Genomic DNA, 12,597 nt, shown 5'->3' on the forward strand with positions numbered 1-12,597 from the left:
GCGTGATTCGCGAACCGGCCCTTGTCGTTTCGGCCGTGGAAAGGTCAGCCGGGGAGCGTCCCTGTGGCGATCGGGCGGGACGGATCGGTGGTCCAGTGCGACCACGAACCGGGATACAGGGCCGCGGTCACTCCGATTGTGCTCAGCGCCAGCACATCCAGCGTCGCGGCCACGCCGCCGCCGCAATACGACCCGATCGGCGCACCGGTGAGATAGGGCGCGTAGAGCCCGCGCAGGGTGTCGGCGTCGGCGAGGTAGCCGTCGCGCAGATTATCGACGCCCGGCAGGCTGTGCGCGCCGGGGATGTGGCCGCTGGCGGTGTCGTCACCGGAACCGTTGTAGGCGCCGGTTCCCCTGGCATCGAGCAGATGCCCGTCGCGGGCGAGGGCACCGGCGCTCGCGGCGTCGAGGGTCGGCAGCGATCCGAGCCGCACCCGCGCGGTCCCTCCACCACCGGCCGGACGGGTGTCGGTGAGTTCCCGGCCCGCGGCCAGCCATGCGGACAGGCCGCCGTCGAGGAACCGAACGTCGGCCAGACCCGCCCATCGCAGCACCCACCACACGCGGGACGCGCTGGACGGATGGTCCGGGCTGTATACGGCGACCACGCTGGATTCGTGTACTCCCCACTGTTCCAGCAGTTCCTGGACCTGCGATTCCTGGGGCAGGGGACTGTTGCCCGAAATGTCGGTCCGTGGTCCGACGAGTGCGGCGAAATCGACGAGGTGCGCGCCCGGTAGGTGCCCGGCAGGCACCGCGTCCGACAGCGCAAGGCGCGCGCCCGCGGGGAGGGTGTCCCGATCCCGGCGGACCTCTAGGACGACGACATCGGTACCCGCGTCCAGCGCGGCGGCGAGTTCGACAGCGGAAATTACCGGGGGTACAACGGTCATCGCGTTCCTTCCGACGATGAAGACATCTCTCACCCGACGCTAATTCGACCTACCCCGCTGCTGAACCGTTGAGCTCGCCCGGATCCTTACCCGGCGCCCCGCTGACCGAGATCACGCCGGTGCCCGCAGCGTGGATCGAAGCTGACGGGACAGGCGAGCGAATGCCAGCGTCTCCTTGGACGAGTACGGCGATTCGTCGGTGATGCGCACCAAGGAAGGCCGGGCAAATCGACCCGCCGGGAGGAGTTCAGCGGCGCCGTGGCCGGTCCTCGGGTGCGGCGGTGCGTAACGCGCGGGGGTCCGGATCCGACCGCAATGGTGTGAGCTGGGTTATCGAGGACGGGACGGGGGGCGTGTGACGGCCGGTCGGATGAGACGAACAGCCGTGGTGGCCGGTGCCGCGGGCGTTCTCGGGCTCCTCGGGTACGGCGGGCTTGCGGCTGCTCAGCCGACTGTCCGCCCCAGCGAAAAGGTCGCTGTCGTCGCAGGACTTGGCTCCACCGAGGTTCCGGGTGATGGTGGCCTCGGCACCGGCGACGCCGTCCGGTTCGTCGCGGGTCCGGGAGACCACGGTCATGGCGGGAACAACGGCAACTCGAACCCTGGCAGCGGGAACGGCAACCAGGGTAATGGTGGTGGTAATCAGGGCAACAACGGGAATCAGAACCCTGGCAGCGGGAACGGCAACCAGGGTAACGGTGGTGGTAATCAGGGCAACAACGGCAACTCGAACCCTGGCAGCGGGAACGGCAACCAGGGAAATGGTGGCGGTAACCAAGGCAACAACCCGGACCCCGGCAATGCCCCGGAGCCGCAGGCGCTTGCCCCGGAATCCGCTCCCGAAGCCCCGGCTCCAAGCGCACCGTCCATACCCGTACCGCCCGAGCCGAAGGCTGCCCAGCCGGATACTGCCGAACCCGACAGCGACTCACCCAGCGGTGGCGGCGCAGCACCGCCAGTCCGATCGGCGCCCGGGGGAGTCGGCGAGTCACCCGGGGGAATCGGCGAGTCGCCCGGATCACCAGCTCCCGGCGGAGTAAGTGGTCCACCCGTGTCCGCGCCCGGCGGCGGTGCGGCGGTTCCGGTCCACGAGGTCGAGCCCACCAGCGATACGAGCAACCTTCCCGAGCCGAATCTCCTCTCGGTGATCGGCGGTCTCCTAGCCTTGGGGATCGCCGGTGGCGGATCGGCCGCGGTCAGCTTCCAAGGCGCTGCCCAGGCTCAGGCCCGCATCGATGCCGCCCGAGCCGAGTTCTTCGGACCACGTGCGTGATCGTGGGCTGCATGCCGCGTCGGTGAGCGGGCGGGCGCTCGGCTTCGTCGGGGACCTCCCGCCGATCCGGGTGTAGATAGGACTCGGGTTGTCGGGCTGTGAGCTGGCCCGCGATCGACTGCAGCGCAGGCAGACTCACGTCGCGGCGCGCAGAACACGCATTGCGATTCGACCGGTCTATCCCGTCTCATCGTCGCGCTCCGGTGGTCGGTAGTCCAGGTTCGCAATGACAGTGTCGAATGCGTCGATATCGCCGGTTGAAGGTGGTTCCCCGGAACGGGCGGGCCGCCGGTTGTGGTCAGCGATCCTGGCTCGTCGTCCGGGAGTCGACCAGTTCGACGAAGGCGGTGGCGACGAGGGCGACAGAGTGATCGGTGTCCGCGCTCAGTGCCCGCAAGGTCGCGAGCGCGCGGGTGCCGGGCAGCTCCACCAGTGCCTGGATGAGCCGGATTCGGATGCCTGCGTCGTCCTCGTGTGCGGTCAGCGCGTCGGTCAGCGCGCTCAGAATTCGATCTGCGGATTCCGGGTCCTCCGACAGCGCGCCGAGCACTTCGCCGGCGTCGACATCGTTGGTGCCCGCGATCACCATGGCCACCAGGACCGGCTCGGCCGCGGTCACCCCGCGGGTACCGGCGGCGAGGGCGGCGGGGCCGCGGACAGCGGAGTCCGGGTCCTCGATCGCGGCGGTGAGCAGCTCGGTCGCGGCGTCGCCCGGGATCTCCGCCACTGCCAGCACGGCCCGGCGTCGGACCTCGACGTCGGGGACGGTCAGCCCGGTCGCGAGCCCGACCAGGCCGTCGTCACCGGCCCGCGACAGCGCCCAGCGCAGGGCGCCTGCCATGTTGGGTTCGGCCTCGGCGAGCACGGCCGCGGCCAGCAGGTCGGTCGGTACCGGCTCGTTGTCGGCCGGATTCAGCACCGCCTGCAGGCGACGATGCGGGTCGGTGGAGCCGAGAGTGCGCACGAGTTCGACGATGCGCAGCACATCGCGCCAGTCTCCGGGCTCGGCGTTCTCGACCGCGCGCAGTCGCTCGAGCAGTTCGCGCTCGCGCACCAGCCGTTCCTCGGTGCGTCGGATGAGATCGCTGACCAAGGTCCGCGGCGTGAACGACTGGTCTGCCAGTACCTGGGCGATCTCGCGCAGCGAGAGGCCGAGGGAGCGCAGGCTTTCCACGTGAAAGATGCTGCGGATGTCGGCATCGGAGTACTGGCGGTAGCCGCCGACGGTGCGCCCGGTGGGGCGAACCAAACCGAGCGAGTCGTAGTGGCGCAGCATTCGGGTGCTGACTCCCGAACGCCGCGCCACCTCGCCGATCAGCACGGGGCGCCGTCGAGCGCCGCGACCCGCTTCGCCGCGTCGACATCGAGATCGAAGGCGGCGTCCGGGTCGCGCAGCAACTGCTCGGTGGCCTGCGCGTGCGCTCGCACGTGCGGGTCGGTGCTGCGCGCCGCCCGATGCAGTACCGCGAGGATCACCTCGCCCAGCCCGGCCAGGGCCAGGCTCAGACTGCGCCGAACCTCCCGATCGCCGCGCCCGAATTGGGTGGACAGTTCGTTGGCCAGCGCCTCGCGCTCGGCGTCCGGCACGAGAACAACCGCTGCGCGCCACGCGCTGCGCGCCACGTCGTCGTCGGGATCGCGCAGCAGCGCCGGGGTGATCGCCGGCCAGACCGTCGGATCGCCGATCTTGGACAGTGTGTGCAGCGCCTGGCTGCGGGCCTGGGCACCGTCGGATTCCAGCTCGGCGCGAAGCCGGGGCACGGTCAGTTCGGCGGGGAGCCTGGTCAGCGCCCAGGTGAGCATGTCGCGGACGAAGAAGTCCGGCTCCACGGCACAGCGGTCGATCAGGGCCCCGAGCAGCGCCGGGCCGGGATGTGTGCCCGCGACCAGCGCGGCCTGCAGTCGGGTCGACGCATTCTCCGCGCTCAGCGCGGCGAGCAGCCGCGGATCTACCGATTGTCCTGGTGTCGAGTTCATGGGAACCACCTCCTGCCTCCAGTGAAGACGTTGTCACTGTGTCAGGGTCAAGCGCTGGATCGTGTCAGGCTGCTCATGGCATACCCTTCGGTGAGTCGAAAACCACCCGATAGTCCCCACGGCCCCGGGTTACGCTCGAATCGACGTTTCCGACAACGAGGGGACACGAAACACGATGAGCGGCACAGTGATCGCGGTGAACAGCAATGGCGAGTACTCGTTCACCAAGCCGACCAGACCCAGCATTCGGCTGTTGACCGGCCTCGGCGTGGAAGGCGATGTCCACGCCGGAACGACGGTCAAACACCGCTCTCGTGTCGCGCAGGACCCGACCCAACCGAACCTGCGGCAGGTTCACCTCATGCACGAGGAGCTGTTCGGCGAGGTCGCCGAACACGGATTCGAGGTATTCCCCGGCGATCTCGGTGAGAACATCACCACCAGCGCCGTCGATCTGCTCGCACTGCCGGTAGGCACGCTGCTTCGTATCGGCTCCGACGCGGTGGTCGAGGTAACCGGCCTGCGCAACCCGTGCGTGCAGATCGACAGATTCCAAGACGGGCTGTTGAAGCGGCTCGTCCATCACGACGCGGCAGGCACCGTTGTGCGCAAAGCCGGAATCATGGGCGTGGTCACCGCAGGCGGCGAGGTCAGGCCCGGCGACAGCATTGTCGTCGAATTGCCGCCTGATCCGTGGCAGGCGCTGGACCGGGTCTAGGCAGCGGAAACCTCTCGGCAGTCGGGGTTGATGGCCAGCCGTCGACCCTCGGATTCGGTCGGCGAATTCAGGCTTGCGCCTGACGTAGCGTCAGGTTCTACCGTCGACGATGCCGACGCACAGTGCGTCGGTGGAAGTGGGATGAAACGGATGAACCAGCGCGGAACCGGGCGTCTGTGGAAGGTCGGTGAGCTCGCGGCCGAGGCCGGGCTGACCGTACGGACACTGCACCATTACGACCGCATCGGGTTGGTACATCCCGCGGAGCGGAGCAGCACCGGTCACCGGCTCTACACCGCGAGCGATGTCGAGCGGCTGTACCAGGTACTCGCCTTGCGTCAGCTGGGCCTCGGGCTGGATCAGATCGCCGACGTGCTCGCGGGCGCCGTGGCGATGTCGCGGGTATTGGCTGCTCATCGCGACTATCTGGCCGCGCAACTGGCCGCGACCCGGGACCTACATGCCCTGGTCGCCGCACTGGCTGCCACAGCGGACAGCCGCTCGGACGCATCCACAGAGCACTTCCTGGATTTGATCAGGAGGACCGTCATGGTCGACGACACCATCAAGCAATATTTCACCGAGGAGCAGGTGACTCAGCTCGCGCTGCGCCGGGAAGAGCTCGGTGAGCAGCGTATTCAGCAAGCCGAGGCGGACTGGGCCGTGCTGATCCCACAGGTCGACGCGGCGATAGCGGCGGGAATGGACCCGACCTCACCTGAGGCGCAGCAGATGGCGGCGCAATGGATGGAGCTCTTGGAAGGGTTCCACGGCGGTGACGCGGGCCTGCGCGACAGCATGTACCGGATGCAGGCCGAGGAGTCCGAGCGCATCGAGAGCGAGTACTGCGGACCCTCACCCGCACAGATCGAGTTCATCACGACCGCGAACGCCGCACGCGGGTAGCGGTTTCGGCACGCGCCGGTGTTCTAATCGGGCACGCGAGCAACGGGGACCACTGGGGCGCGCAACGGTTCCCGCGCCCCAGTGGCAATGTCCGGCATCGTTGCCGAGGTCAGGGCAAAGCAGCGCAGTTGCTCGGTGCCGGTATGCCTGCGAGGCGTTGGGTGAGCCAGTCGTGAGCCGTGACGGTGGCGGGCAGGAATTCCAGTAGGTGGCCGATCGCGGTGCTCGGGAACAGTGGCGGGAGCCAGGCTGTCGGTTCGAACTGCACGGTCGCGCCCTGCGCGCACCAGTCGACGGCCAGTTGGCGGACCTGCGGATAGGTCAGGACGTCATCGTTGGTGCCGCCGGCGATCAAGACGGGCGCGGCGGGTGTGAGCCTGCCGATGCGCTGCTGGTCGACGATCGCGGTCAATTCCGGTGAGCCGTCGATGATCTCGGCGGGTGTGCGACCACCGGCGGTGTACCAGGTCACCGGTCGCAGCATCGTCCGGATCACTGCCTCGGCGATGCAGGTGGTGGCCAACTCGGCCATCATCTGCTTACCCGCGGGGTTGGTCGCGGCATCGATGATCGGCGCTGTCTCGGGATCGTTGGCGACGATCCCGTTGAGCACATAACCCAGTAACCCTGATGCGAAGCCACCGATCACGCCGGGCACGATCCCGTTGATCGCGGGGGCACTGAGCATCACCGCTCGCAGGTCCGCGGGCGGCGCACCGGTGTAGGTGCCGCGCATGTCGAGTTCGGGGGCGTAGTCGCTGTGCAGTTCGGCGGCAGCGGCGGCGGCACCCCCACCTTGGGAATAGCCGAAAATTGCGCTGGGGCGGGTGATTCCGGTCAGCGATTCCGCGGCGCGGATCGAATCGAGGACCGCGTGAGCTTCGGCGGCTCGGTTGACGTAGTCGTGAACCGCGGGGGTGCCGAGGCCGTGGTAGTCGGTCATCACGACCGCCATGCCGCGGACGAGCAGCGAATAGGCGGTGATCATCTCGTAGCTGACCCACACATCGAGCGGGAAGCTGTAGTGGACGAGTTCGGCGAAACCCTTCGACGGTGCGCACTGGTCGCCTTGGCCCTGCGTGCCGGGTGCGACCGCGACGAGCGGTCGGGGCCCTGGCCCGTTCCAGGGGAGGGTGGGTTCGAGGTAGGTTCCGGTCACCGCCGCGGGGATGCCATGGGTGTCGGCGCTCAGATACATGATCCGGGTGGCGTCGGCGGGGACCTGCCCGTGGCCGGGAACTGCGAGGGCGAGGGTGAACGGTTCACTGCGGAGGATCTGGCCGGGCGCCCCCTCCGGTAGCGGTGCGGGCGGCAGGTAGAAGTCGACGCCCTGGGCGGAGCCCGACGCCGAGCCCGAATCCGGTACGGTGGCGGCGGGTCCAGTGCCCACGGTCAGCGCTGCGGCGACTACGAGCATTGCCGCGCTGAGCATCGCCTCGGTTCGGATTCTGTGTTCGCCACGCTTCGGTCGCGTGTTCATGTCGGTCCGGTCGGGGTGTGCAGGCTCGCCCGCAGGACTTTGCCGCTGGCGTTGCGGGGGATCTCGTCGAGCACGATGAACCGCTTGGGTACCTTGTAGCGCTCGAGTCCGTCGCGTACATGCTGTTTGAGCGCGTTGTCGCTGGGCGTGGACGCGCTCGAGCCGAGGACGATGAAGGCGTTGAGGACTTGGCCGAATTCGGCGTCCGCGACACCGATCACGACTGCGTCGGCGATGGCCGGGTGGGCGGCCAGGCAGTCCTCGACCTCACCGGGGAAGACGTTCTCCCCGCCGGACACGATCATGTCGTCGGCGCGGCCGTCGATGAACAACCTGCGCTGCGAATCGAAGTGGCCCATGTCCCCGGTACTGACATACCCGTCGATCACTTCCTTTGTCGAAGCTTTCGCGGTCGCGTCCGGGGTGTAGCCGGTGTATTCCAGCCCACTGCGTACGAAGATCTCACCGATTTCGCCGGGGCCGGCCTCGATCCGATCGGCGCGCAGGATCCGCACCGAAACACCCAGCGAAGACCGCCCGATCGTGTCGGGTGCGGCGACGAGGTCGGTCGGGGTAGCGATCGTGACCAGACCGGCCTCGGTCGAACCGTAGCCGTTGACCACGATCGGCCCGAATGTGTCGATCAGGTCCAAAATCGTGTGCGGCGAGATCGGAGCCGCCCCGGTCACCATGACCCGCAACGCCGACCGTGCCGCTGAATTGTCCTGCAGGCCAGGCACAGCGAGGAGGCGTTGCAACATCACGGGCACCGCCATCACCACCGTGATCTTATGGCGGCCGATATCGTTGAGCGCGGTCGCGGCATCGAACCGGCGCCGACAGATCACGGTGCCACCCAGCGCCAGGGGCCCGAGCAAGGACAGCAATCCGAAACCGTGGAACATCGGTGGTGCCACCAACACTCGATCGGTCGAACGCAGTCGCAGGATCGCCATGGCGGTCAATGTCAGCAACACGATCGCATGCGGTTTGATCGCGCGCGGCACACCCTTGGCCAGACCGGTGGTGCCGGAGGTGAGCAGCGTCAGCTTCACCGCATGGTGCACCCGTGGGGGCTCCGGGTGGCTCCGGGCAGCGAGGTCGTCCAGCGTAGGAAGTGCGGCGAGGTCGGAATCGGGCTCACACCAGGCGAGTACGCGCGTGCCGGCGAAGTTCGACCGCTCGACCGTAGCATCGTATTCGTCGTCATAGATCAGCACGTCGGGGTTGTGTCTGGCCAGGACCGCCTGCAATTGAGCGGCGGGGAGTTCGGTGTTGATGAAGATCAACTCCGCACCGAGTTGCGCGCCTGCGGCCAACGCCTCGGCGAACCCGCGATGGTTGCGGCAGATGACACCCATCGACTTCGGTGCGGTGGCCCTTGTCGCGAAAAGTGCTGCGGCGATCGCCTCGGCGCGCTGCTGCAACTGTCGATAGGTCAGCTGCCCCGAGTCGTCGATGATCGCGACCTTGTCCGGATGTCGAATCGCGGTGGCCGCCAACAACATCGCAGGGGTCGGCCCGTAGCGGTAGAAACCGCGGGCCAAGGCCACGGCTTTGCGCGGCCCGACCGGGGCCAGCATGCCCGATGCGACGACCGCGGGCACCGCCGAACCCCACTGGCGCAGGCGATGGGTCAGTTCAGCGCGCATTCGTGCTCACCTGCGCCTGATCGTTGCCAGCGGTGCCGGTGACGGCGGGCAGCGCCGGTTCGACCGGAGGCTGCCGCAGCCGCGACAACGAGGCCTCGGTGTCACCGAGACCACGGAAGATCCGTTCCATCAGCACTTCCAACGGCAGCCGGAATACTGTCGCGAACACCGCCGATGGGAACCCGTAGAGGGGCGTCATCGTGCGCGGCTTCTTCACCACGGCTTTGGCCAGCACCTTCGCCGCGTCCTGCGGAGTTTGGCCGGGTAGCACTCGCATCCAGCGGCTAGGTGCGCTCATCCGGGTGTGCAACAGTCCGCCGTAGAAGGTGGTGAGGGTGACCCCGTCGGTGCGGGCCTCCATCCCGACCGCTCGCATCCACCAGTCGAAGGCCAGCTTCGACGACAGATAGAAGCCCCACTTGGGGGCGTTGGGGAACATGATCCCGACGGTGGAGACATTCACGATGTGGCCGCTGCCCCGAGCGCGCATGCCGGGCAGCAGCGCCAGCGTCAGCCGCATCGGGCCGAGGTAGTTGGCGCCGGAGGTGGCAGTGATGTCTTTGGGGCGGTCGTAGGAGAGGTGGATCGAACGGCGCAAGGACTTGCCCGCGTTGTGGATCAGCACATCGACCTCACCCAGGTCGTAACGCACCGCCGCGGCGAACTCCGCGACTGACTGCTCGTCGGCGAGGTCGAGCCGGTAGGGATAGGCATCGCCGCCGGCAGCGTTGATCTCCTCGGCGACCTCGACTAGCCGGTCCATCGACCGCGCGGCGATGACCACCTGGGCCCCGGCGGCGGCGAACCATCGGGCGGTTGCCTCGCCGACACCGAACGATGCCCCGGTGATCACGACCACCTTGCCCTCGATCTCACGCCGCAATGCGGCCTGGCTACGCAGCCCGCGTGGGCCGATGGCCCACGCGACCGCCCGTGCGAACCGCGTCTCGACGATCCGCGAGGGAGCGGTGGGCAGAACTTCAGACATCAGTGTTCACTCCGTTGTTTTCGACACGGTGGACAGAGAGCCGAGGAAGGCCAAGGCTTGGGGATCCGACAGTGCGGCATCGATAGCCCGCTGCGTCAGCTCGATGTTCGGGTCGGTGCGCAACGCGGCAAGGATCGTGCCGAACATGTTGCCGACGACCAGGTCTTTGACCTGGTCGCGGGTGATGTCGCGGGTGCGTGTCCAATGCAGCACCAGCCCCTCGATGTAGGCCACGAATCCGCTGATCGCGGCGCGCAACACCGGCGACGAGTGTGAATCGGTCACCTCCACGACCAGGGCATCGGTCAGTTGGATCCGATGACGGTCGCGAATCTGACGCACCTCCGCGTCGGCCACGTCGGCGAACAATGCCTCGAACGCCCTCGGCTGCTGCTCGGCTTCATCGAGCAGTCGGTCTATTCCGCGAGCCAGTCGGTCCAACGCGGGGCCGCGCAGGGCTAATAGATCACCCCAGAACTCCTCGGCCGCCTGCTCGAGAACGGCCAGGTAGAAGCCGCGTTTGCCACCGAAGTGATAGCTGATCGAACCTGCGGCCACCCCGATCGAACGCGCCAGGTCGACGATGGAGACCTCTTCATAGCGATCACCGCTGAACGCGACCTTCCCTGCCGCAAGTAGCGCTGCACGCGACGCCTCGCCACGTCGATTGCCGACCATCACACCTCCAGGTTCTTGAATCGAATTCAATAACCTGAGGATAGGGGTCAGCGTCCGTGCGGTCAAGAAGTTTCTGAATCAGATTCAATAACCCAGCAAAAGCCCGGCGGCCCTGGCTGTCACGCTGGATTACCGGCGCGGGGAAGGCCGACGACACCCAGATTCTCGCCCGCGCGCGTCGAGCGCAGGGCCCGACTGTGCATCGCCGACCACGGCCACGGTCGAACCAGGGCGCACCTCGGCGGCGGGTACCGCACGCGCAGGTCGTCGAGCGCGGGTACGAAGCGAGCCAGCACGTCGTTGCCTGCTTCACCGCCGGGAATCGCGACGTCGCTCCCCGTGATGTCGCTGTTGACGGCCCGGTGGACTGCCTGTTGCGCGGCATCGGATTTCAGACCCTCGAAGTCGCCCGCCGGTACCTCGTATACACCCTCCACCTCGGTGACCGGATCCCGGCGACCGACTTGATCTGCTCGGCGGTCTATCGGCTCGCAACGCGACAGAGCGGATCAGTCGACGCGACCCGACCACGGCGGTCCCGAAACGTGCGGCCTGCGTCGCACCGTGGTCGGTGAGATGTGTTCCGGCATGCCCCGTCAGCACGGGATCGACCCGAGCTGTCAGGTCAGCCGGGCTGCTCGCCCACCACGAGGGGGAGCGTGGGGTCGGCGGTCCACGCGGTCAGTGAACCGTCGTAGACGGAGACGTCGTCGCGCCCGACGAGGGCCAGCGCATGAGCGAGGGTCGTCGCCGCGACGCCGCCGCCGCAATAGGCGACAGGCGTGATCGCTGGATCCAGCAGACCCGCGGCAGCGAACAATGCCCGCAGTTCCTCGATGGGGCGCAGGGCTCCGGTCTCGGTGTCGCGGATCTGGTCGACGGGCAGGTTGATGCTTCCCGGGATGTGGCCGCGTCGAGCGAAAACGTCTGTATCGCCCCGGTAGGTCGCGGCGTCGAGAACTGCGACAGTGCGGAACTTGTCGTCGGCGAGCGCGGCCTTCACCTCGTCGGTGGATCGGATGAGGTCGGGCCGACGGCGGGTGGTGAAGGTGGCGGGTGTGAGCGTCACCGGGGAATTCGAAACCTCGCCACCCGCCGCCCGCCATGCGGAAAAGCCGCCGTCGAGGACCGCCACGTCGTCGAAACCTTCCAGGCGCAAGTGCCACCAGAAGCGGGTGGCCCAGATTCCGTCGTGCTGGTCGTAGATGACGACACGGACCCCGTCGCCGATGCCGATCGCGCCGGCGGCGGCGGCGAAGTGCTCCGATTCCGGTGCGGTGCAGGGCTGATCGGAGGCGGGATCGGCGAAGTCGGTGAGCAAGTCCGCGAACACGGCACCCGGGACGTGCGTTGCCGCATACGCGGTACGCCCCGACTCGAGTGTGAACGTTCCGTCGTCGAGCACGGTGAAGTCGGTGCTCGCGTCCACGACGAGTAGATCGGGCTCGCCATGGTGGTCGCGCAGCCAGGACGCCGACACTGTGTGGGGGACAGCCTGCCCCATGTGTGTCTCCGATCATGTTGGTGGACACTGGATTCCGAATCTAGTGAGTCCGCTGGGGCTGTCGCCAGACCACCGATCGCCATGATTGAAACCGCTACCACCCGAGCGATCGAGTTGAACCGGCGGATACAGTTTGCTGACCTTCCGAGATGACATCGTTGAACTGTCGAGTTACCGTGGATCCCGAGACTGCTCGACGAGACGAGGAGGTTACTCGCCCGGCCCCAGCCGTGCCGGGCCGCAGACGAGTCCCCGGACCCGAGGTCGGTGCCTCCGGGTGCCTCGGCGGTGTCCTTTCCTGTTGCGCGCACGATTACCATCGCATTCCGGGGTCTGGCAATGGTCGAATCTGTTCCGGTAATAGACTGTGCGAGCGTGTAATTCAGCTGTGATCGGCAAGAGATAAGATCATGGGGTTCATATGTTGAACATCACTCTGAATTGCGCTGTGTCGCTGGTACTTTGGCAAACGGAGGGGAATTTCCGCGGCCTGTGATGGCGTGGAAGCTTGGCTTGCTGCACCAGGGA

13 protein-coding genes are annotated in these 12,597 nt (G+C 67.4%); 3 read left to right on the forward strand and 10 right to left on the reverse strand.

Annotated elements, in window-relative coordinates; all coding sequences use genetic code 11:
- Positions 1-44: 44 nt before the first annotated feature.
- Positions 45-893: a sulfurtransferase gene (locus OHS03_RS10230; protein WP_328662508.1), complete on the reverse strand. Its 849-nt coding sequence runs from the start codon at positions 891-893 to the stop codon at positions 45-47.
- Between the two features lie 247 nt (positions 894-1,140).
- A complete protein-coding gene (locus OHS03_RS10235) occupies positions 1,141-1,470 on the reverse strand; it encodes a hypothetical protein (RefSeq protein ID WP_328662509.1) in 330 nt (109 codons plus the stop codon).
- Between the two features lie 474 nt (positions 1,471-1,944).
- Between OHS03_RS10235 and OHS03_RS10240 the strand changes: the two genes are divergently transcribed.
- Complete coding sequence (locus OHS03_RS10240) at positions 1,945-2,166, forward strand: hypothetical protein (protein ID WP_328662510.1); 222 nt, start codon at positions 1,945-1,947, stop codon at positions 2,164-2,166.
- A gap of 298 nt (positions 2,167-2,464) precedes the next feature.
- Here OHS03_RS10240 and OHS03_RS10245 read toward each other — a convergent pair whose 3' ends face one another.
- Together OHS03_RS10245 and OHS03_RS10250 are read right to left on the reverse strand one after the other, a co-directional pair.
- Positions 2,465-3,487 (reverse strand): MerR family transcriptional regulator, encoded by a 1,023-nt coding sequence (locus OHS03_RS10245; RefSeq protein ID WP_328662511.1) that lies wholly within the window; start codon positions 3,485-3,487, stop codon positions 2,465-2,467.
- Positions 3,481-4,143, reverse strand: a complete 663-nt coding sequence (locus tag OHS03_RS10250; protein WP_328662512.1) for a HEAT repeat domain-containing protein — start codon at positions 4,141-4,143, stop codon at positions 3,481-3,483. Before OHS03_RS10250 ends, OHS03_RS10245 begins: the two co-directional genes overlap by 7 nt.
- Before the next feature lie 175 nt (positions 4,144-4,318).
- Here OHS03_RS10250 and OHS03_RS10255 point away from each other — a divergent pair, with 175 nt between their 5' ends.
- Complete coding sequence (locus OHS03_RS10255) at positions 4,319-4,861, forward strand: MOSC domain-containing protein (RefSeq protein WP_328662513.1); 543 nt, start codon at positions 4,319-4,321, stop codon at positions 4,859-4,861.
- 150 nt (positions 4,862-5,011) lie between these two features.
- Entirely contained in the window at positions 5,012-5,767 is a 756-nt protein-coding gene (locus OHS03_RS10260) for a MerR family transcriptional regulator (protein ID WP_328662514.1), read from the forward strand.
- Between the two features lie 109 nt (positions 5,768-5,876).
- Here the strand turns inward: OHS03_RS10260 and OHS03_RS10265 are convergent, their stop codons facing one another.
- The 6 genes from OHS03_RS10265 to OHS03_RS10290 all read right to left on the reverse strand — a co-directional run bounded on the left by OHS03_RS10265 (position 5,877) and on the right by OHS03_RS10290 (position 12,069).
- Positions 5,877-7,247: a lipase family protein gene (locus OHS03_RS10265; protein WP_328662515.1), complete on the reverse strand. Its 1,371-nt coding sequence runs from the start codon at positions 7,245-7,247 to the stop codon at positions 5,877-5,879.
- Positions 7,244-8,899 (reverse strand): AMP-binding protein, encoded by a 1,656-nt coding sequence (locus tag OHS03_RS10270; RefSeq protein ID WP_328662516.1) that lies wholly within the window; start codon positions 8,897-8,899, stop codon positions 7,244-7,246. Before OHS03_RS10270 ends, OHS03_RS10265 begins: the two co-directional genes overlap by 4 nt.
- Positions 8,889-9,887: an SDR family NAD(P)-dependent oxidoreductase gene (locus tag OHS03_RS10275; RefSeq protein ID WP_328662517.1), complete on the reverse strand. Its 999-nt coding sequence runs from the start codon at positions 9,885-9,887 to the stop codon at positions 8,889-8,891. Before OHS03_RS10275 ends, OHS03_RS10270 begins: the two co-directional genes overlap by 11 nt.
- Positions 9,888-9,893: 6 nt before the next feature.
- Positions 9,894-10,565 carry a TetR/AcrR family transcriptional regulator gene (locus OHS03_RS10280; RefSeq protein ID WP_328662518.1) on the reverse strand — a complete coding sequence of 224 codons (672 nt, stop codon included), beginning with the start codon at positions 10,563-10,565 and terminating at the stop codon, positions 9,894-9,896.
- Positions 10,566-10,684: 119 nt separating this feature from the next.
- Positions 10,685-11,068 (reverse strand): histidine phosphatase family protein, encoded by a 384-nt coding sequence (locus tag OHS03_RS10285; RefSeq protein WP_328664163.1) that lies wholly within the window; start codon positions 11,066-11,068, stop codon positions 10,685-10,687.
- A 122-nt stretch (positions 11,069-11,190) separates the two neighbouring features.
- On the reverse strand, positions 11,191-12,069 hold the full coding sequence (locus tag OHS03_RS10290; RefSeq protein ID WP_328662519.1) for a sulfurtransferase: 879 nt from the start codon (positions 12,067-12,069) through the stop codon (positions 11,191-11,193).
- Positions 12,070-12,597 lie beyond the last annotated feature (528 nt).

The organism is Nocardia salmonicida, assembly GCF_036142455.1.
Taxonomy (GTDB): domain Bacteria; phylum Actinomycetota; class Actinomycetes; order Mycobacteriales; family Mycobacteriaceae; genus Nocardia; species Nocardia salmonicida.